This is a genomic window from Gemmobacter caeruleus, assembly GCF_008271655.1.
Taxonomy (GTDB): domain Bacteria; phylum Pseudomonadota; class Alphaproteobacteria; order Rhodobacterales; family Rhodobacteraceae; genus Gemmobacter; species Gemmobacter caeruleus.
Genome location: NZ_VKKX01000051.1, coordinates 209,073 through 229,248, shown reverse-complemented (window position 1 = coordinate 229,248; position 20,176 = coordinate 209,073). Strand labels below are relative to the sequence as shown.

Annotated in this window: 17 protein-coding genes; 12 read left to right on the top strand and 5 right to left on the bottom strand. The window is 65.9% G+C overall.

The features are described 5' to 3' along the window. Positions 1–16: 16 nt before the first annotated feature. Complete coding sequence (locus FOA17_RS16670) at positions 17–1,042, bottom strand: hypothetical protein (RefSeq protein WP_149142637.1); 1,026 nt, start codon at positions 1,040–1,042, stop codon at positions 17–19. A gap of 277 nt (positions 1,043–1,319) precedes the next feature. Then, on the bottom strand, positions 1,320–2,267 hold the full coding sequence (locus FOA17_RS16665) for a DMT family transporter (protein ID WP_149142636.1): 948 nt from the start codon (positions 2,265–2,267) through the stop codon (positions 1,320–1,322). A 101-nt stretch (positions 2,268–2,368) separates the two neighbouring features. Between FOA17_RS16665 and FOA17_RS16660 the strand changes: the two genes are divergently transcribed. Then, entirely contained in the window at positions 2,369–4,018 is a 1,650-nt protein-coding gene (locus FOA17_RS16660; protein ID WP_149142635.1) for an AMP-binding protein, read from the top strand. After that, positions 4,015–4,509 carry a GNAT family N-acetyltransferase gene (locus FOA17_RS16655; protein WP_149142634.1) on the top strand — a complete coding sequence of 165 codons (495 nt, stop codon included), beginning with the start codon at positions 4,015–4,017 and terminating at the stop codon, positions 4,507–4,509. Before FOA17_RS16660 ends, FOA17_RS16655 begins: the two co-directional genes overlap by 4 nt. Positions 4,510–4,670: 161 nt before the next feature. On the opposite strand, the gene FOA17_RS16650 is transcribed toward FOA17_RS16655, so the two are convergent. Next, positions 4,671–5,249 carry a thymidine kinase gene (locus tag FOA17_RS16650; protein ID WP_149142633.1) on the bottom strand — a complete coding sequence of 193 codons (579 nt, stop codon included), beginning with the start codon at positions 5,247–5,249 and terminating at the stop codon, positions 4,671–4,673. A gap of 464 nt (positions 5,250–5,713) precedes the next feature. On the opposite strand from FOA17_RS16650, the gene FOA17_RS16645 reads away from it, so the two are divergent. Next, entirely contained in the window at positions 5,714–6,169 is a 456-nt protein-coding gene (locus tag FOA17_RS16645) for a hypothetical protein (RefSeq protein ID WP_149142632.1), read from the top strand. Positions 6,170–6,187: 18 nt separating this feature from the next. Here FOA17_RS16645 and FOA17_RS16640 read toward each other — a convergent pair whose 3' ends face one another. Beyond that, positions 6,188–7,537, bottom strand: a complete 1,350-nt coding sequence (locus tag FOA17_RS16640; RefSeq protein ID WP_149142631.1) for a DEAD/DEAH box helicase — start codon at positions 7,535–7,537, stop codon at positions 6,188–6,190. A gap of 442 nt (positions 7,538–7,979) precedes the next feature. Between FOA17_RS16640 and FOA17_RS16635 the strand changes: the two genes are divergently transcribed. The 9 genes from FOA17_RS16635 (at position 7,980) to lpdA (ending at position 17,995) form a co-directional block, all read left to right on the top strand. Then, a complete protein-coding gene (locus FOA17_RS16635; RefSeq protein WP_149142630.1) occupies positions 7,980–8,657 on the top strand; it encodes a class I SAM-dependent methyltransferase in 678 nt (225 codons plus the stop codon). Between the two features lie 213 nt (positions 8,658–8,870). Then, positions 8,871–10,064 (top strand): ADP-forming succinate--CoA ligase subunit beta, encoded by a 1,194-nt coding sequence (gene sucC / locus FOA17_RS16630; RefSeq protein WP_149142629.1) that lies wholly within the window; start codon positions 8,871–8,873, stop codon positions 10,062–10,064. 4 nt (positions 10,065–10,068) lie between these two features. Continuing rightward, on the top strand, positions 10,069–10,953 hold the full coding sequence (gene sucD / locus FOA17_RS16625; RefSeq protein WP_149142628.1) for a succinate--CoA ligase subunit alpha: 885 nt from the start codon (positions 10,069–10,071) through the stop codon (positions 10,951–10,953). Positions 10,954–11,011: 58 nt separating this feature from the next. Beyond that, on the top strand, positions 11,012–11,368 hold the full coding sequence (locus FOA17_RS16620; protein ID WP_149142627.1) for a hypothetical protein: 357 nt from the start codon (positions 11,012–11,014) through the stop codon (positions 11,366–11,368). Positions 11,369–11,414: 46 nt separating this feature from the next. Further along, positions 11,415–14,378: a 2-oxoglutarate dehydrogenase E1 component gene (locus tag FOA17_RS16615; protein WP_149142626.1), complete on the top strand. Its 2,964-nt coding sequence runs from the start codon at positions 11,415–11,417 to the stop codon at positions 14,376–14,378. A 4-nt stretch (positions 14,379–14,382) separates the two neighbouring features. Next, complete coding sequence (odhB, locus tag FOA17_RS16610; protein ID WP_238991858.1) at positions 14,383–15,606, top strand: 2-oxoglutarate dehydrogenase complex dihydrolipoyllysine-residue succinyltransferase; 1,224 nt, start codon at positions 14,383–14,385, stop codon at positions 15,604–15,606. An 88-nt stretch (positions 15,607–15,694) separates the two neighbouring features. Next, positions 15,695–16,138, top strand: coding sequence for a hypothetical protein (locus FOA17_RS16605; protein ID WP_149142625.1), 444 nt, complete (start codon positions 15,695–15,697; stop codon positions 16,136–16,138). Continuing rightward, complete coding sequence (locus tag FOA17_RS16600; RefSeq protein WP_149142624.1) at positions 16,138–16,533, top strand: MAPEG family protein; 396 nt, start codon at positions 16,138–16,140, stop codon at positions 16,531–16,533. The genes FOA17_RS16605 and FOA17_RS16600 overlap by 1 nt, the downstream gene beginning before the upstream one ends. A 73-nt stretch (positions 16,534–16,606) precedes the next feature. Beyond that, positions 16,607–17,995, top strand: coding sequence for a dihydrolipoyl dehydrogenase (gene lpdA / locus FOA17_RS16595; protein WP_149142623.1), 1,389 nt, complete (start codon positions 16,607–16,609; stop codon positions 17,993–17,995). 140 nt (positions 17,996–18,135) lie between these two features. On the opposite strand, the gene FOA17_RS16590 is transcribed toward lpdA, so the two are convergent. Next, positions 18,136–20,133 (bottom strand): protein meaA, encoded by a 1,998-nt coding sequence (locus tag FOA17_RS16590; protein WP_149142622.1) that lies wholly within the window; start codon positions 20,131–20,133, stop codon positions 18,136–18,138. Positions 20,134–20,176: the final 43 nt, after the last annotated feature.

Sequence of the window (20,176 nt, the reverse complement as noted above, 5' to 3'; positions counted from 1 at the left end):
TTTTCTTTGTCGGGCCCTATTCGGCGCAGATTGCCTGCAACCCCAGCCAGTCGGAATCCGGCATCAGCGGCAGCGCCGCGCGCCCCTTCATCGGATCGGCCTCGATCAGCGCCAGCGTGGTTTCGCCCGTAGGATCGACGCTGCGCGCATAGGGCGTGGCGGGGATGCCCTCATCGCCAAAGCGGCGCAGCAGGGTATCGGCGGGCAGATCGGCGGGCGGCGTCAGCAGCAGGGCCTGGCCATAGCCCTCCAGCGCGTCGGGGGGCAGGGCGCCGGTGGTCAGCAGCCGCAGGGTGGCGATGAACCCGGCATGGCGCAGCGCCGGAAGCACCGGATCGCTGGCCGTTGCACGCTCGGCCTCGGCCAGGATATAGCCAGCGGCGATCTCGGGACCGGGGGCCTTCTCGATCAGGTCGCGATGCAGGGTGATGATGCCGCCCGGCAGATGCAGCGCCTGCGCCGCGCCATCCCGCAACACCAGTATCTGCGGCGCGATCGGCCCGAACAGGCGGGTCGAAAGCCGGTCCAGCGCGCCTTGCCCGGTCGGGTCGGTGCAGGGTGCCCCGGCCACGCGCGACAGATCGGCCAAGGCCATGCGCCCGATGCCCAGCCGCGTGGCGGGCGGCAATACCGAGGCGGTATGGCTGACCAGTGCCCCGGGCGCGAGCGTGACCATCGCCAGCGCGATTGCCGCACTCACGATCAGCACGAAACTGCCGCGCAGCCGCCCCGGCCGCGGCCGGGCGGAGGAAAGCGCATCGCGCACCCGCTCCAGCGCCTCGATCATCAGCGCGTCCTCGATCTCCAGCGTTTCCAGCGCGTCCTGCCCGGGGGCAAAGAGCGCGGGCCGCTCGCCGGGGTTCAGCCGCTCCACCGCGGGCAGCGACCAATGCGACAGCGCGCTTTCGCTGCGCGGGTCCGAGATCGTCAGGCTGCTTTCGCCGAAGGACACGACGACTTCGCGCCGCTGCAATTCGGGCGCCTCCCGCCAGAGGCCGGTCGCTTCAAGCTTGGTAAATTGCTTCAGCGCGGTGCTGCGCATGAACTGCCTTTATTGCACTTTCCCGGCAGCTTAGCGGGAAAGACCACAGGTCACAACCGCTGTGGCATCGCCTCCGTGCGGCACCGATAAAGCCGCCCCAGAGCGGGTGCCGTCGCAAAGGGGGCGCTCGCGCCCCCTCGGCCTGCGGCCTCACCCCCCGAGGATATTTGTGAACAGATGAAGGGCAAGACGCGCTTTTCCCCCTTCATCTGTTCACAAATATCCTCGGGGGGAGCGCCGCAGGCGCGTGGGGGGCAGACAGCCCCCCTGCGACGGGTCAGGCGGTGCTGCGCGCGCGCAGGGCGATCATCACCCCCGCCAGCGCGATCAGCGCCATCCCCGCCATGGCGACAGGGGGCAGCGTCTCGTCCCAGAGCAGCCAGCTCCACAGCGCAGAGGCGGGCAGGATCACATATTCGATCACCGAGACCCGGCTGGCATCGGCCAATTGATAGGCGCGGATCATCATGCCCACCCCCAGCAGCGACCCCGCCGCCTGCACGAAGGTCCAGAACAGGAAGGTGCCGCTGGGCCAGACCGGGCCGCGCGCGATAAAGGATTCGGCGTCGCTGCCGCCCGACAGCGGCCAGAGCGTCAGCACCGCCATGCCGATCAGCCCGAACAGCCCGAGTGCCAGGAAGAACCCGCCCAGCAGGGTCTCGGCGCTTTCTTCGGCGCACCATTCGCGGGTCGCGATATTGCCAAGCGCATAAAGCGCGCCGGCCAGCACCGGCAGCAGCGCCGCGAGGCTCATCCCGCTTTCGGCATCGCCGGCGGCCTCGGGGCCCAGCACCAGCAGCACGCCAAGGAAGCCGACTGCGACCGCCAGGATGCGGACCGGGCCGATGGCATGGCCATAGGCAAAGCGCGTCAGCAGCAGCACGAAGATCGGCGCGGTGAACAGCCCCGCCGCCACCAGTGCCACCGGCAGAAAGGCCAGCGCGCCGAAATAGATCAGCATCGCGCAACCATGGATCGCCGACCGCGCCACCACCGCCCGCAGGTTGCGTGGCCGCAGCCGCAGCCCCAGCGGCACCATCAGTCCCAGCAGGATCGCCCAGGCCATCACCGACCGAGTCGCATGAAACTGCCACAGCCCCGCCTCGGCGGCGATCACGCGCACGAAATTGTCAGTGAATCCGATCACCATGGCATAGACCAGCACCAGCCCGGCGGCGGCCAATGTCCGGTCGGGCGCGGTGGTCGGGATGTTAGCGGATGTCATGGCGCAATTTCCTTTCGTCTGCCCTTTTCATTGCCGCAAGACAGCCCCATTCTGCCCGTCGGAAAACGACATGTTCCGTCACGAAGGGGGAGAAGCGCAAAATGGGATGGCTTGCCGATGAATCGGGTCTGGAAAAGACCGCCGCCAATCATGTGCCCCTGACGCCCTTGTCGCATCTGCGCCGCGCCGCCGATATCCATGCCGGGCGCACTGCGCTGGTGTGGAAATCGACCCGCCGCAGCTATGCCGAATATCTTGACCGCACGACGCGCCTTGCCTCGGCGCTGGCGCGGCGCGGGGTGCGGCCCGGCGATGTGGTGGCGACGCTGCTGCCCAATATCCCGCAACAGGCCGAGGCGCATTTCGGCGTGCCGGCCTGCGGGGCGATCATCAACACGATCAACACCCGTCTGGATGCCGATACGGTGGGCTATATCTTCGGCCATGCCGGCGCGAAGATCGTGCTGGTCGATACCGCACTGCTGCCGCTGGCCGAGGCCGCGATCCGCAAGATGGAGGGCACCGCGCCGCAGATCGTCGAGGTCTGCGACCGCGAGGCGGGCTTCACCCCCGGCGGGCATTATCTGGAATATGAGGAACTGCTGGCCGAGGGCGCGCCGGACTTTGCCTGGATCCTGCCCGAGGATGAATGGGAAAGCCTGGCCATCAACTACACTTCCGGCACCACCGGGCGGCCCAAGGGCGTGGTCTATCATCATCGCGGCGCCTATCTCGCGACCATGGCCAATGTCATCGCCTGGCGGATGCAGCTGTTCCCCAAGGTGCTGACCATCGTGCCGCTGTTCCATTGCAATGCCTGGGTGCAGCCCTGGCTGGTGCCGATGATGGGCGGCACGCTGGTCTGTTGCCGCGATGTGACCGCGAAGGCGATCTATGACGCCATCGCCGATGAGGGCGTCACCCATTTCGGCGGCGCGCCCATCGTGCTGAACACGATCATCAACGCCCGGGACGAGGACCGCCGCGCCTTCGACCATGTGGTCGAGGTCTTCACCGCCGGCGCGCCGCCCCCTGCCGCCACGCTGGCCGCGATCGAGCCGCTGGGCTTCAACGTCACGCAGGTCTATGGCCTGACCGAGACCTACGGCCCCGCCACCGAATGCCTCTGGCAGCCGGAATGGGAGGGCAAGACCGGCGAGGACCGCGCCGCCTTCAAGGCGCGCACCGGCGTCGCCATGGCCATGCTCGAGGCCGCCCAGGTGCAGGATACCCATGGCGCCCCGGTGCCGCGCGATTCCGCCCATCTGGGCGAAATCGCGATGCGCGGCAATATGGTGATGAAGGGCTATTACAAGAACCCGCAGGCCACGGCCGAGGCCTTCAAGGGCGGCTGGTTCCATTCGGGCGACATCGCGCTTCAGCATCCCGATGGCTATATCAAGATCACCGACCGCGCGAAGGATATCATCATCTCGGGCGGCGAGAATGTCAGCTCGGTCGAGGTCGAGGGCGCCCTGATGCACCATCCGGCCGTCAGCCTCTGCGCCGTAGTGGCGAAGCCCGACGCGAAATGGGGTGAGGTGCCCTGCGCCTTTGTCGAGCTGAAGGCCGGCGCCGAGGCAACGGAGGAAGAGCTGATCAAGTTCTGCCGCGCGCGCCTCGCGGGCTTTGCCACGCCCAAGGCCGTGGTGTTCTGCGACCTGCCCAAGACCTCGACCGGCAAGATCCAGAAGTTCGAACTGCGCGCCGTGGCCAAGCTGATGGCGGCGGAGCAGGGCGTCACCCCTTGACCCCGCGTCCCGAACGCGCGGATGAGGCCGCGGCGATCAGCCAGCTGATCACCGAGGCCTTCGCCACCGCCCCCCATGCCGATGGCAAAGAGGCGGCGATCGTCACCCGCCTGCGCGAAGGGGGCGGGTTGCTGCTGTCGCTGGTCTGCGCCGATGCGGCGGGGCTGATCGGGCATGTCGCGGCTTCGCCCGTGACCATTGGCGGGGCACCGGGCTGGGCCTGCATCGCCCCGGTTTGCGTGGCGCCGCGCTGCCAGCGCCAAGGGATTGGCGGCGCCCTGATGCGGGCCGCGCTGGACGGGCTGCGGGCGCAGGGGTTGGGCGGTGTGGTCCTGCTGGGCGACCCGGCCTATTACACGCGCTTTGGCCTGTTGGCAGATCCCGCGCGCCATCTGCCGGGGGTGCCAGCGGAATACCTGCTGTCGCGCGCCTTCGCCGAACCCGCCCCGACCGGCCCGATCACGCTGCATCCGGCCTTCGGCGCGGCCTGAGCCGTCGCAGGGGGGCTGTCTGCCCCCCACGGCCCTTCGGGCCTCCCCCCGAGGATATTTGTGAACAGATGAAGGGGCGGAAGCGCGTCTTGCCCTTCATCTGTTCACAAATATCCTCAGGGGGTGAATGGCCGCAGGCCAGAGGGGGCGCGAGCGCCCCCTTATGCCCCGACCGCCGCGCGCCAGTGGCGGCGGCAGAGGCTTTGATAGGTTTCATTGCCGCCGATCTGCACCTGATCGCCATCGCTCAGCGCCTGCCCGTCGGCGCCGCGCCGCACGACCATCGTGGCCTTCTTGCCGCAATGGCAGATGGTGCGCACCTCGCGCATCTCGTCGGCCCAGGCCAGCAGGGCCGCCGAGCCGGGGAACAGGTTGCCCTGAAAATCCACCCGCAGCCCGTAGCACATGACCGGCACGCCCAGATCATCTACCGCGCGCGCCAGTTGCCAGACCTGCGCCTTGGACAGGAACTGCGCCTCATCGACGAAGACGCATGCGACCGGCCCCTTGTCAAAGCGGGCGGCGAGGCGGGCGAACATGTCGTCTTCGGGGCCGAAGGTTTCGGCCGCTTCACCGATGCCGATGCGGCTGGCGATTCGCCCCGGCCCGGCGCGGTCATCCAGCCGGGCGGTCAGCAGCAGGGTCTGCATCCCGCCTTCGCGGTAATTGTGCGAGGCTTGCAGCAGCGCGGTCGATTTGCCCGCGTTCATTGTGGAGTAGTGGAAATAGAGCTTGGCCATGCCGGGGGCGATAGCGCAAAAGGCCCGCCCGGCCAAGAGGCTGGCGGGGCGGGCAGGCTCTGCGTCCAGGCAATGACATGGGCGCGCGGCTTACTGGCACTTGCCTCCGGCCTTTGCCGTTGAGGGAAACTGGCACGTCACTTCCCGAAGGTGGCCCCGCAGATGGCATCGTGCCGCGTTGCCGGGTGGGGCAGGCGGCACGAGGCACGGGCTCGGGCTGCCGGACGGGTCCGGCAGGAACAGGCAGGATCGCCCCGCCGCGCAATGGTTGACGGAACCGCTGTCGACATTGCGCCGCCCATTGGCGGCGGGCCGCTACATGCTCCGACGCTGGGGACGCCGGACACTCGTACAGTTCCGGCTAACCGGAACTTCAATTTGCATGACAAATCCCTGCCATCCGATTAATGGGAAAAGGAAATGGGTTTTCCCCGGGTTCAAGGGCGCGGGGCTGGGACGAGAAGATGACGATTGCCTCCTATCTGAAGAAGCACACCGAAACGCTGGTCAAGGATGTGGGGATCGAGGCGGCCTGCGAGCTGACCGGCAAGTCCAAGGCGACGATCGGGCGCTATTATTCCGACCAGGACGAGCATGGCGACCGTTTCATGCCGATCGACGTGGTGGCGCAGCTGGAGGCGGCCTCGCGCTTTCCGCATGTCACGGCGGCACTGGCCGATCTGCGCGGCATCACGCTGAGCTATGATGGTGAGCGGCGCAATGCGCAATCCTCGGGCATCAATTCCGATGTCGTGGCCCTGGCGCAGCGTTTCGGCATGCTGATGGCGGAATACAATTCCGCCATCGACGATGGCAAGATTTCGGTGAACGAGGCCAAGCGGCTGCTGCGCGAGACGCTGGCGATCCAGCAGGTGCTGCTGGAGATGAAGCTCAATCTGGAGGAGGAGGCGGGGCACTGACCCCGCCCGCGCCCCGGTTCAGCGCCGGGGGCCGGATTTGGCCCGGGCAGGCGCGCCCGCGGGGCGCCGCGGCGCCTGCGTGCCGCCCGCGGGGCGGGCCGGACGGCCGGATTGCGGCTTTTGGCCCTGCGGCTTGGCCCCTTGCGGTTTCTGACCTTGCGGTTTCTGTCCCTGCGGCCGCGACGGACCGCCCCGGCGCTGACCGGGTTTCGGCGCGGCGGACACCGCCTCCGAGGCCCAGGGCGCGCCGCCCAGCACCGGCACCGGCTTTTTCAGCACCGCTTCCACCGCGCGCAATTCGTCCATCTCCGCCGGGGCACAGAAGCTGACGGCGGCGCCATCGGCCCCGGCCCGTGCGGTGCGGCCGATGCGGTGGACATAATTCTCGGGCACGTTGGGCATGTCGTAATTATAGACGTGGCGGACCAGCGGAATGTCGATCCCGCGCGCGGCGACATCGGTCGCGACCAGCACATCGACCCGCCCCTCGCGGAAGTCGGCCAGCGCGCGTTCACGTTGGTTCTGGCTGCGATTGCCATGGATCGCCACGGCGTTGAAGCCCCAGCCGGTCAGGAATTTGGCGATCTTGTCGGCACCGTGCTTGGTGCGCGAAAAGACGATCGCCGCCTCGCCCGGGTGCTTTTGCAGATAGCTTTCCAGCAGGCGGCCCTTGTCACCCTGCGGGATGAAATGCACCCCTTGGGTGATCTTGTCGGCGGGCTTGCCGGGGGGCGAGACCTGCACCCGGATCGGATCGCGCAGATAGGTCGCGGCGATTTCCTCGATATCCTTGGGCATGGTGGCGCTGAACAGCAGCGTCTGGCGCTTGTGCGGCAGGTGGCGGGCAATGGTGCGCAGCGCATGGATGAAGCCCATGTCGAGCATGTGATCGGCCTCGTCCAGCACCAGATAACTGCACCGCTCCAGGCTGACATCGCCGCGTTCCAGCAGGTCGATCAGCCGCCCGGGGGTCGCGATCAGCACATCGGTGCCCTTGGCCAGCCGGTCGGACTGACGGTTGATCGAGGCGCCGCCGACCACCATGGTCAGCTTGACCGGCGTGCCACGGGTGAAGGCGTAAAGATGTTCGTAGATCTGCTGCACCAGTTCGCGCGTCGGCGCGAGGATCAGCGAGCGCACATTGCGCGGCCCGGCAGGATGCGTCACATCGAGGATGCGCGTCAGCAGCGGCAGGCCAAAGGCCGCGGTCTTGCCGGTGCCGGTCTGCGCAAGACCCATCAGATCGCGCCCGCGCACCACATGCGGAATGGCCTCGGCCTGGATCGGGGTGGGCGTGGTGAAACCGGCAGCGGGAAGGGCGGCCAGCAGTTTGGGGGAAAGGCCGAGATCGGCAAAAGAAACAGTCATGTCATCATCCTTCACGGCACAATGGCCGTTCCGGCACCGCTCCGGGTGCCACAGGGGGCGAAGCCGCCTCGCCTTGCGGGGCGCATCCCCGAAGGCCGTCGGTCCGCGGCGCCCCTGCGTGATGGTGGGAACCTGACATCCGCGCCCTTCATCGGCTCACGCGGCCGGGCATCGGATCGGGTGCATGTGGCGACAAAGCGCGCCTGTGTCAAGCCCCGCGCGGCTGGAGCGGGCGGAAAGGGGGCGCTCGCGCCCCCTCTGGCCTGCGGCCATTCACCCCCTGAGGATATTTTGAAACAGATGAAGGGGAAAAGCTCTCTCCCTTCATCTGTTCACAAATATCCTCGGGGGGAGGCCCGAAGGGCCGTGGGGGGCAGACAGCCCCCCGGCGCGGCAGGTCAGGGGCGTTCCGTTCGGGCGGCATTGGCGCTAGAAGGGGGGTATGAGCCGCTTCATCTCGCCCTATCACGCCCCGGATTTCATTCCCGACGCGCTGTCGCGCGGCCAGCATCGCGCCATCATCGGCGGCCGGTGGGAGGAGACGGGCTGGCAGCAGATGCGGCTTCTGGTGGCTGAGGGCTTGCGCCCGCGGCACAGCCTGCTGGATATCGGCTGCGGGCCGTTGCGCACCGGCTGCCGGGCGGTGCCCTATCTGAACCCGGGCCATTACTGGGGCACCGACATTTCCGGCGATCTGATGCGGCAGGGCTATGCGCGCGAATTGACCGAGGCCGACCGCGCCCGCCTGCCGCGCGGACAGTTGATCGAGGATGGCGCCTTTGACCTGCCGGGTATCCCGCGCGAGATCGACTATATCCTGTGTTTCGCGGTGTTCACGCATCTGCCGCTCAATCACCTGCGGCGCGGGTTGTTGCGGGTGGCTGCCCATGTCACGCGGTTCGAGAAGTTCCTGTTCACCGTCTTTCTGGCCCCCGATGCGGCGGCGAGCCTGGGGCCGGTGCGCCAGCCCGACGGGGTGGTTACGCATGACATCCGCCCGCCCTATCATGTGCTGGCCGAGGATGTGCGCGCCTTTGCCGCCCAGGCCGGGCTGCGGCTGGAGATCCGGCCCGACCGCCTGCCGCGCGGTCAGGTTCTGTGCGTGGCGACTCGGGCCTAGCGCCGCCTGCCGGAGCGGCGCTTTCGCGCCCCGCATCATGCGGCGCTGCGGCGTTTGCGGAAACAGGGCCGAAATTGTGATCACACTTTTTCAGGCTGTGATCACAAATGCGATTTTTCTGCCTCAAATGCCCGGCATCGGCCAAATCGCATTTTGAAAGCGCTGTTTTCTATGGCATCACGCCGCCAAATCAGCAGCGATGGGACATGATCCATGAACATCCATGAATATCAGGCCAAGGCGCTTCTGCGCAGCTACGGCGCCCCGGTTTCCGATGGCCGCGTCGTTCTGAAGGCGGATGAGGCCAAGACGGCGGCGGGCGGTCTGGAAGGCCCGCTCTGGGTCGTGAAGGCGCAGATCCATGCCGGCGGCCGGGGCAAGGGCAAGTTCAAGGAGCCCGAAGCGGGCGAGAAGGGCGGCGTGCGTCTGGCCAAGTCGGTCGAAGAGGCCGAGGCGCTGGCCAAGCAGATGCTGGGCCGCACGCTGGTCACGCATCAGACCGGCCCGGTGGGCAAGCAGGTGAACCGCATCTATATCGAGGCGGGTTCGGACATCGCGCGCGAGCTGTATCTGGCGCTGCTGGTGGATCGCCAGACCTCGCGCATTTCCTTTGTCTGCTCGACCGAGGGCGGCATGGACATCGAGGAAGTCGCGGCCTCTACCCCCGAGAAAATCCTGTCCTTCTCGGTCGATCCGGCCTCGGGGCTGAGCGAGTTCCACGGCCGTCGTCTGGCCTTCTCGCTGGGTCTGGAAGGCGGTCAGGTCAAGCAGATGGTCGCTCTGGCCAAGACGCTCTACAAGGCCTTCGTCGAGAAGGACATGGAGATGCTGGAGATCAACCCGCTGATCGTGACGCCCGATGGCAACCTCAAGGTGTTGGACGCCAAGGTGTCCTTCGACGGCAACGCGGTCTATCGTCACCCCGACGTGGCGGCGCTGCGCGACGAGACCGAGGAAGACCCCAAGGAACTGGCGGCCTCGAAGTTCGACCTGAACTACATCGCGCTGGATGGCGAGATCGGCTGCATGGTGAACGGCGCGGGTCTGGCCATGGCCACGATGGACATCATCAAGCTCTATGGTGCGGAACCGGCCAACTTCCTGGATGTGGGCGGTGGCGCCACCAAGGAAAAGGTGACCGAGGCCTTCAAGATCATCACCTCTGACCCGAACGTCAAAGGCATCCTCGTCAATATCTTCGGCGGCATCATGCGCTGCGACGTGATCGCGGAAGGCGTGCTGGCGGCGGTGAAAGAGGTGGGTCTTCAGGTTCCGCTGGTCGTGCGTCTGGAAGGCACGAATGTGGAACTGGGCAAGGAGATCATCAAGAATTCCGGCCTGAACGTGATCGCCGGCGACAACCTCGCCGATGCCGCACAGAAAATCGTCAAAGCGGTGAAGGGGTAATCCAATGGCCGTTCTCGTCAACGAAAATACCAAAGTCATCTGCCAGGGCTTCACCGGCTCGCAGGGCACCTTCCACTCGGAACAGGCGATTGCCTATGGCACCAAGATGGTCGGCGGCGTGACCCCCGGCAAGGGTGGCACCACGCATCTGGACCTGCCGGTGTTCAACTCGGTGCATGAGGCGCGCGAGCGCACCGGCGCCAATGCGACCGCGATCTATGTGCCGCCGCCCTTTGCCGCCGATTCGATCCTTGAGGCGATCGACGCCGAGATGGAGCTGATCGTCTGCATCACCGAAGGCATCCCGGTGCTGGACATGATGCGCGTGAAGCGCGCGCTGGAAGGCAGCAAGTCGCGCCTGATCGGGCCGAACTGCCCGGGCGTCATCACCCCCGGCGCCTGCAAGATCGGCATCATGCCGGGCCATATCCACCAGCGCGGCAGCGTCGGCGTGGTGTCGCGTTCGGGCACGCTGACCTATGAGGCGGTGAAGCAGACCTCGGATCTGGGTCTGGGCCAATCCTCGGCCGTGGGCATCGGCGGCGACCCGATCAAGGGCACCGAACATATCGACGTGCTGGAAATGTTCCTGGCCGACCCGGAAACCACCTCGATCATCATGATCGGTGAGATCGGGGGTTCTGCAGAGGAAGAAGCGGCGCAATTCCTGGCCGACGAGAAGAAGCGCGGCCGCTGGAAACCGACCGCCGGCTTCATCGCGGGCCGCACCGCGCCGAAGGGCCGCCGCATGGGCCATGCCGGGGCGATCGTCGCCGGGGGCAAGGGCGACGCGGAATCGAAGATCGAGGCGATGAAATCCGCCGGGATCATCGTCGCCGACAGCCCCGCCCATCTGGGCGAGGCGGTGATGAAGGCGCTTGGCAAGTAAGGCAGCCGCCCTTCCGGGGAACACCCCCGGAAGGGTTTTCCCCGTGGGAGGCGGATGGATGGGTGCGAAAGTGAAGTTTCCGTTCGTAGTGGTGGCGCTGCTGGCGCTGGCGGGCTGTGTGGAAACGGGTTCGCCAGGTCCGGAGGCAAAACCCGCCGCCGCTGCCGGGAAAATCGAGCCGAATACCGGCATTTCCGAATCCGCCCTCGTGGCGGTGCAGGGCTTTCCCGATGGCGACACCATGCTTTATGGTATCTTCTACCAGCAAGCCCGCGCCGATCAGGCCCAGTTGAAAGCCGCTCCCGCGAAACTCTGTGCGTCTCGTGGCAAGACACTGGTCTTTGCCGAGGACGCGGCGCTTGAACATCCCGGAACCCTGCCGGGCGTTCGCAAGCTGATGGTGCGCTGCAAGTAACGCGGCGCCGAGACCTTTTTTGCACCCTCCAAAGCGAGGCACTGACATGACCGACCAATCCCCCAATGCCATGGCCCACGCGCAATCCTTCATGGATGGCGCCAATGCCGATTACATCGACCAGCTTCAGGCCCGCTATGCCGCCGATCCCGCTTCGGTGGATGGCGCCTGGGCCGCGTTCTTTGCCGCCCTGGGCGACAGCGAACTGGAGGCCAAGCGCGCCGCCGCGGGCCCGTCCTGGGCGCGGGCCGACTGGCCGCCGCAGCCGGCCGATGACCTGACCGCCGCGCTGACCGGCGAATGGCCGCTGGTGCCGAAAGAGGCCAAGGGGGCCGGCCAGAAGATCGCCGCCAAGGCCGCCGAGGCCGGTGTCGCGGTCAGCCAGGAGCAGATCCAGCGCGCCGTGCTGGACAGCATCCGCGCCATCATGATCATCCGCGCCTACCGGATCCGGGGCCATCTGATCGCCGATATCGACCCGCTGGGCATGCGCGACATCACCGCCCACCCGGAGCTGGACCCGAAATCCTACGGCTTCACCGAGGCCGACATGGACCGGCCGATCTTCATCGACAATGTGCTGGGCCTGACCCATGCCTCGATGCGCCAGATCATCGACATCGTTAAGCGCACCTATTGCGGCACTTTCGCGCTGCAATACATGCATATCTCCGACCCGGAACAGGCCAGCTGGCTGAAGGAACGGATCGAGGGCTATGGCAAGGAAATCCAGTTCACCCGCGAAGGCCGCCGCGCCATCCTGAACAAGCTGGTTGAGGCCGAGGGTTTCGAGAAATTCCTCCATGTCAAATACATGGGGACCAAGCGCTTTGGTCTGGACGGCGGCGAGGCGCTGATCCCCGCGATGGAACAGATCATCAAGCGCGGCGGCAATCTGGGCCTCAAGGAAATCGTCATCGGCATGCCGCACCGCGGCCGCCTGTCGGTTCTGGCCAATGTGCTGGGCAAACCCTATCGCGCGATCTTCAACGAATTCCAGGGCGGCAGCTTCAAGCCCGAGGATGTGGACGGGTCGGGCGACGTGAAATATCACCTCGGCGCCTCGTCGGACCGCACCTTTGACGGCAATACCGTCCACCTGTCGCTGACCGCCAACCCCTCGCATCTCGAGGCGGTCAACCCGGTCGTGCTGGGCAAGGTCCGCGCCAAGCAGGATCAGCTGGGCGATACGGAGCGCCGCCAGGTGCTGCCGATCCTGCTGCATGGCGACGCGGCCTTTGCCGGGCAGGGCGTCGTGGCGGAATGTCTGCAACTGTCGGGCATCAAGGGCCACCGCACCGGCGGTTGCATCCATATCGTCGTGAACAACCAGATCGGCTTCACCACCGCGCCGCATTTCTCGCGCACCTCGCCCTATCCGACCGATATCGCCCTGATGGTCGAGGCGCCGATCTTCCACGTCAACGGCGATGACCCCGAGGCCGTGGTCCATGCCGCGCGCGTCGCGATCGAATACCGCCAGAAATTCGGCAAGGACGTGGTTCTGGACATCTTCTGCTATCGCCGCTTCGGTCACAACGAAGGCGACGAGCCGATGTTCACCAACCCGATCATGTATAACCGGATCAAGAAGCACAAGACGACGCTCCAGCTCTATACGGAACGTCTGGTGCAGGATGGCCTGATCCCGGAAGGCGAGATCGAGGACATGAAGGCCGCCTTCCAGGCCCGCCTGAACGAGGAATTCGACGCCGGGCGCGAGTTCAAGCCGAACAAGGCCGACTGGCTGGATGGCCGCTGGAAGAACCTCTCGAAAGAGGGGCGCGAATATACCGCCGGCAATACCTCGATCAAGCCCGAGACCCTGGCCGAGATCGGCGCCGGCCTGACCCGCGTCCCCGAAGGCTTCGACATCCACAAGACCGTCGCGCGCCAGCTTGAGGCCAAGCGCAAGATGTTCGACAGCGGCGAGGGCTTTGACTGGGCCACGGCCGAGGCGATGGCCTTCGGTTCGCTCCAGGTCGAGGGGTTCCCGGTGCGTCTGGCCGGGCAGGACTGCACGCGCGGCACCTTCTCGCAGCGCCATTCCGGCCTGATCGACCAGGCGACCGAAGAACGCTACTATCCGCTGAACCACATCCGCGCCGGGCAGGCCCGCTATGAGGTCATCGATTCGATGCTCTCGGAATATGCGGTTCTGGGCTTTGAATACGGCTATTCGCTGGCCGAACCCAATGCCCTGACCCTGTGGGAAGCCCAGTTCGGCGATTTCGCCAATGGCGCGCAGATCATGTTCGACCAGTTCGTGAATTCGGGCGAATCGAAATGGCTGCGGATGTCGGGCCTTGTGGTGCTGCTGCCGCACGGGTTCGAAGGGCAGGGGCCGGAACATTCCTCGGCCCGGCCGGAACGCTTCCTGCAACTCTCGGCCCAGGACAACTGGATCGTCGCCAATTGCTCGACCCCGGCCAACTACTTCCACATCCTGCGCCGCCAGATCCATCGCGACTTCCGCAAGCCGCTGATCATGATGACGCCGAAATCGCTGCTGCGGCACCCGCTCTGCGTCTCGACCGCGGCGGAGTTCACCACGGGGTCGTATTTCCACCGCGTGCTGTGGGATGATGCGCAACTGGGCGTGTCGAAGACCGTGCTGAAGCCCGATGCCCAGATCAAGCGCGTGGTCATGTGTTCGGGCAAGGTCTATTACGACTTGCTGGCCGAACGCGATGCGCGCGGCATCGACGATGTCTATATCCTGCGGGTGGAGCAACTCTATCCCTTCCCGGCGCAATCGCTGCGCGCCGAGCTGGGCCGCTTCCCGCAGGCCGAGGTCATCTGGTGCCAGGAGGAGCCGAAGAACCAGGGCTACTGGACCTTCGTCGAGCCGAATATCGAATGGGTGCTGGATCAGGTCGGCGGCGCCGCCAAGCGCGCGCGCTATGTCGGCCGCACCGCCTCGGCCTCGCCCGCCACGGGCCTCGCCTCCAAACACAAAGCTGAACAAGAAGCGCTGGTGAACGAAGCGCTGACCGTTGAAGGGAACTGAGCCAATGACCGTTGAAGTCCGCGTCCCCGCCCTGGGCGAAAGCGTCACCGAGGCCACCATTGCCACCTGGTTCAAGAAACCGGGCGATGCCGTCGCGGTGGACGAAATCCTGTGCGAGCTGGAAACCGACAAGGTGAGCCTTGACGTCCCGGCCCCCGCCGCCGGCGTGCTGGGCGAGATCGTCGCGCAAGAAGGCGAGACCGTCGCCGCCAATGCGCTGCTTGCCACCATCAACGAAGGCGCCGTGGCCGCCGCCGCCCCCAAGGCGGCCGAGCCCAAGGCCGAAGCCGCCGCCGCGGTGAATTCGCCCGGCGCCGGCCCCGAAACCCCCGCCGCCCGCAAGGACGTGGAGGATGCGCCCGCGGCCAAGAAGGCCATGGCCGAGGCGGGGATTTCCGCCGCGCAGGTGCAGGGTTCGGGCCGTGACGGCCGCGTGATGAAGGAAGACGTGGCCAAGGCCGTCGCCGCCGCGGCCGCCGCGCCGGCCCCGGTCGCCGTGCCGCGCGCCCCGGTTCCGGCCGATGACGCCGCCCGCGAGGAACGGGTCAAGATGACCAAGCTGCGCCAGACCATCGCGCGCCGCCTGAAAGACAGCCAGAACACCGCCGCGATGCTGACCACCTATAACGAGGTGGACATGTCGGGCATCATGTCGCTGCGCAACGAATACAAGGACGTGTTCGAAAAGAAACACGGCGTGAAGCTCGGCTTCATGTCCTTCTTCGTGAAGGCCTGCTGCCACGCGCTGAAGGAAGTGCCCGAGGTCAATGCCGAGATCGACGGCACCGACATCGTCTACAAGAACTACGTCCATATGGGCGTGGCCGTGGGCACGCCCTCGGGTCTGGTGGTGCCGGTGGTGCGTGACGCCGACCAGATGGGCTTTGCCGCGATCGAGAAGAAGATCGCCGAACTGGGCCTGCGCGCCCGTGACGGCAAGCTGTCGATGGCCGAAATGGCGGGCGGCAGCTTCACCATCTCCAATGGCGGCGTCTATGGCTCGCTGATGTCCTCGCCGATCCTGAACCCGCCGCAATCGGGCATCCTCGGCATGCACAAGATCCAGGATCGCCCTGTGGTGGTGAACGGCCAGATCGTCATCCGCCCGATGATGTATCTCGCGCTGAGCTACGATCACCGCATCGTGGACGGCAAGGGCGCCGTGACCTTCCTCGTGCGCGTGAAAGAAGCGCTGGAAGACCCGCGCCGGTTGCTGATGGATCTGTAAGAATGAAACTCTCGGCCCAGCAAAGCTGGGCCGAGAAATCCCGTCTGGGATCGTGCGCGCTACGCCACTGACTGACCGAGAGATACCTATGGATATCAAAGAGTTCGTCAAGGAATCGTTGTCGGGGATCATCAACGCGACGATTGAATTGCAACAAGAGTTCGAAGCTAAAGGCGTTGTGATCAATCCGCCCGCTTCCGATGCCAGCGGTCAAGTCTTTGAGGCTGACTCGATCAGTTACACGCACCGTCGGGTAGAAAATGTCGAATTTGATGTGGCCGTTACCGCTGCCGGAGAAACTTCGGGCGGTGGAAAGGCCGGTATTCGCATCGCGATACTTGATGCAAGTCTAGACGGAACGCACGCGCGTCGCAGCGAGGCCGTAAGCCGGGTTAAGTTCACGATTCCCATCAGTTTCGCCCCCAGCAGCATTGAGAGTGCGAACCAGGCCAAACGTGACCAGCGGGACGAAGAACTCAAACAAGTATTGGCGGGAGCTACCCGTCGAGTTAACAAGAGTTGGATGGGTTAATGACCCCCGAACTCACCGCCCTCGCGCTCGCCGGCCTCCTGCAAGCCACCCAATACCTGCTCTTCGCCATTCCGGCGAACCGGGATCTGGGCATGGGCTACACCTCCTCGGCGCGCGACCGGCCGCCGTCGCGGCAACTCTCGCGCTTTGCCGGCCGCATGCAGCGCGCGATGAACAACCATTTCGAGGGGCTGATCCTCTTCACCCTCGCCGTCACCGTGGTCACGCTGGGCGGGCAATCCAGCCCCGTCACGCAGGGCGCCGCCTGGGTCTTCCTCGCCGCCCGCCTCCTCTATGTTCCGGCCTATGCCCTTGGCTGGCGCCCCTGGCGCTCGGTCATCTGGGGGATCGGCTTCTTCGCAACCCTCACCATGATTGTGGCCAGCCTGATCTGACCCTTTCATCTGTTCATAAATATCCCGGGGGTCCGGGGGCAGCGCCCCCGGCCGGGTTCCACAGGAGACCGAAATGGCAGATTTTGATGTGATCGTGATCGGCGGCGGCCCGGGCGGCTATGTCTGCGCCATCCGCTGCGCGCAGCTGGGCCTGAAAACCGCATGTGTCGAAGGGCGCGAGACCTTGGGGGGCACCTGCCTCAACGTCGGCTGCATCCCCTCCAAGGCGCTGCTGAACGCGACCCATCACCTGCATGAGGTGCATGAGAATTTTGAAAAGATGGGCCTGATGGGCGCGGCGCCCAAGGTCGATTGGGCCAGGATGCAGGCCTACAAGGCCGATGTGGTGAACGGCAACACCAAGGGCATCGAATTCCTGTTCAAGAAGAACAAGGTCACCTGGCTCAAGGGCTGGGGCTCGATCCCCGCCGCCGGGCAGGTCAAGGTCGGCGACGAGGTGCATAACGCCAAGGCGATCGTGATCGCCACCGGGTCGGAACCGGCCAGCCTGCCGGGCGTGACCGTGGACGAGGAGGTGGTCGTCACCTCCACCGGCGCGCTGGCGCTTGGCAAGATCCCGAAATCCATGGTGGTGATCGGCGCCGGCGTGATCGGGCTGGAAATGGGCTCGGTCTATGCCCGTCTGGGTGCCGAGGTGACGGTGGTCGAATATCTCGACGCGATCACCCCGGGCATCGATGGCGAAGTGGCCAAGTCCTTCCAGAAGCTGCTGGCCAAGCAGGGGCTGAAATTCGTGCTGGGCGCGGCGGTGCAGGGCAGCGAGCGCACGAAGAAGGGCGCCAAGGTGGCCTACAAGCTGCGCAAGGATGACAGCGCGCATGAGATCGAGGCCGATGTGGTGCTGCTGGCCACCGGCCGGCGCCCCTATACCGCCGGTCTGGGGCTGGAGGCCCTGGGCGTGGCGATGGAGCCGCGCGGTCAGGTGCAGATCGACGGTCATTTCCAGACCAGCGTGAAGGGCGTCTATGCCATCGGCGACGCCGTGGTCGGCCCGATGCTGGCCCACAAGGCCGAGGATGAGGGCATGGCGGTGGCTGAGGTCATCGCCGGCAAGCATGGGCATGTGAATTACGACGTGATCCCCGGCGTGATCTACACGACGCCCGAGGTGGCCAGCGTCGGCAAGACCGAGGAGCAGCTCAAGGCCGAGGGCCGCGCCTACAAGGTGGGCAAGTTCCCCTTCATGGGCAATGCGCGCGCCAAGGCGATCTTTCAGGCCGACGGTTTCGTCAAGCTGCTGGCCGACAAGGAAACCGACCGCATCCTCGGCTGCCACATCATCGGGCCGGGCGCGGGCGATCTGATCCATGAGGTTTGCGTTGCGATGGAATTCGGTGCCTCGGCGCAGGATCTGGCGCTGACCTGCCATGCCCACCCGACCTATTCGGAAGCGGTGCGTGAGGCGGCGCTGGCCTGTGGCGACGGCGCGATCCACGCCTGATCGCCTGTCGGGGCTACAGGGCCTCTGAGACGGAAACGCCCCGGCCAAGGCCGGGGCGTTGCTGTTTTTGCCTCGCGGTCCGCGGGGCGGACCGCTCAGGCGTTTTTTGAGTATTTGGGCAAGGGGCAAACCCCTTGCGATCATTCGGCGGCGACCGGGGTCGGGTCCACCAGGGCCACGATATCGAGCATGATGCGGTTCAGTTCGAAATCCTTGGGCGTATAGACCGCCGCCACGCCGAGGGCGCGCAGTTGTGCGGCGTCGTCTTCGGGGATGATGCCGCCCACCACGACCGGGATATGGCCGAGATCGGCCGCGCGCATCCGTTCCAGCGTTTCGGTGATCAGCGGCAAGTGGCTGCCCGACAGGATGGAAAGGCCGACGACATGGGCCTCCTGTTCGGCGGCCGCGCTGACAATCTCGGCCGGGGTCAGGCGGATGCCGTCGTAATGGATGTCCATGCCGCAATCGCGGGCGCGGGCAGCGATCTGTTCGGCGCCGTTGGAATGGCCGTCAAGCCCCGGTTTGCCCACCAGGAACTTGAGCTTGCGGCCCAGTTTCGACGAGACGCCATCGACGGCCTCGCGGATCGGATCCAGCCCTTCGGTGCGGTTGGAGGGGTTGCGCGACACGCCGGTCGGGCCGCGATACTGGCCGAAGGCCGCGCGCACGGTGGCGCCCCATTCGCCGGTGGTGGCGCCGGCCTTGGCGGCGGCGATGGAGGCGGGCATCACATTCTGGCCGCTGGTGCAGGCTTCGCGCAGGGCGGCGAGCGCGGCGGTGACGGCGGCGCTGTCGCGGCGGCTGCGCCAATCGGTCAGGCGGGCGATCTGGTCGCGTTCGGCGGCCTCGTCAACCACCATGATCGCGCCGTCGCCGGCGGTCAGCGGCGAGGGCGCGGCCTCGGTCCAGCGGTTGACGCCGACCACCACGGTATCCTTGCCCTCGATCCGGGCGATGCGTTCGGCATTGGCCTCGACCAGGCGGCCCTTCATGTAGTCGATGGCGGCGACCGCGCCGCCCATGGCGTCGATCTGGGCGAGTTCGGCGCGCGCGCCGTCTTTCAGCGCGGCGACCTTGCGGTCGATGGCGGGGTTGCCGTCGAACAGGTCGTCATATTCCAGCAGGTCGGTTTCATAGGCGAGGATCTGCTGCATGCGCAGCGACCATTGCTGATCCCAGGGGCGCGGCAGGCCGAGCGCCTCGTTCCAGGCGGGCAATTGCACCGCGCGGGCGCGGGCCTTTTTCGACAGGGTGACCGCCAGCATCTCGATCAGGATGCGGTAGACGTTGTTTTCGGGTTGCTGTTCGGTCAGGCCCAGACTGTTGACCTGCACGCCATAGCGGAAGCGGCGGTATTTCGCATCGGTCACGCCGTAGCGCTCCAGCAGGATTTCATCCCACAGATCGACGAAGGCGCGCATCTTGCACAGTTCGGTGACAAAGCGGATGCCGGCATTCACGAAGAACGAGATGCGGCCCACCATATTCGGGAAATCCTCGGGCGCGACCTTGCCTTTCAGATCGTCCAGCACCGCGCAGGCGGTGGCGAGCGCGAAGGCCAGTTCCTGTTCCGGCGTGGCGCCCGCCTCTTGCAGGTGGTAGGAACACACGTTCATCGGGTTCCATTTCGGCAGGTGCTTCTGCGTATAGGCCGCGACATCGGTGATCATGCGCAGGCTGGGTTTGGGCGGGCAGATATAGGTGCCGCGCGACAGGTATTCCTTGATGATGTCGTTCTGCACCGTGCCTTGCAGCTTCGCGATATCGGCGCCCTGTTCCTCGGCCGCGGCGATATAAAGCGCGAGCAGCCAGGGCGCGGTCGCGTTGATCGTCATCGAGGTGTTCATCTGTTCCAGCGGGATCTGGTCGAACAGCGCGCGCATGTCGCCCAGATGACAGACCGGCACGCCGACCTTGCCCACCTCGCCGCGCGACAATTCGTGATCGCTGTCATAGCCGGTCTGGGTGGGCAGATCGAAGGCGACCGAAAGCCCGGTCTGCCCCTTGGCCAGATTGGTGCGGTAAAGCGCGTTCGAGGCCTTGGCGGTGGAATGGCCCGCATAGGTGCGGAACAGCCAGGGTGCATCTTTCTGGGGCGCATCTTTCTGCGGGGCGTCTTTCGGGGCGTCGGTCATGGCATCCTCGCTGGGCCGGAGCGGATTCGGATTTGCAACTTTA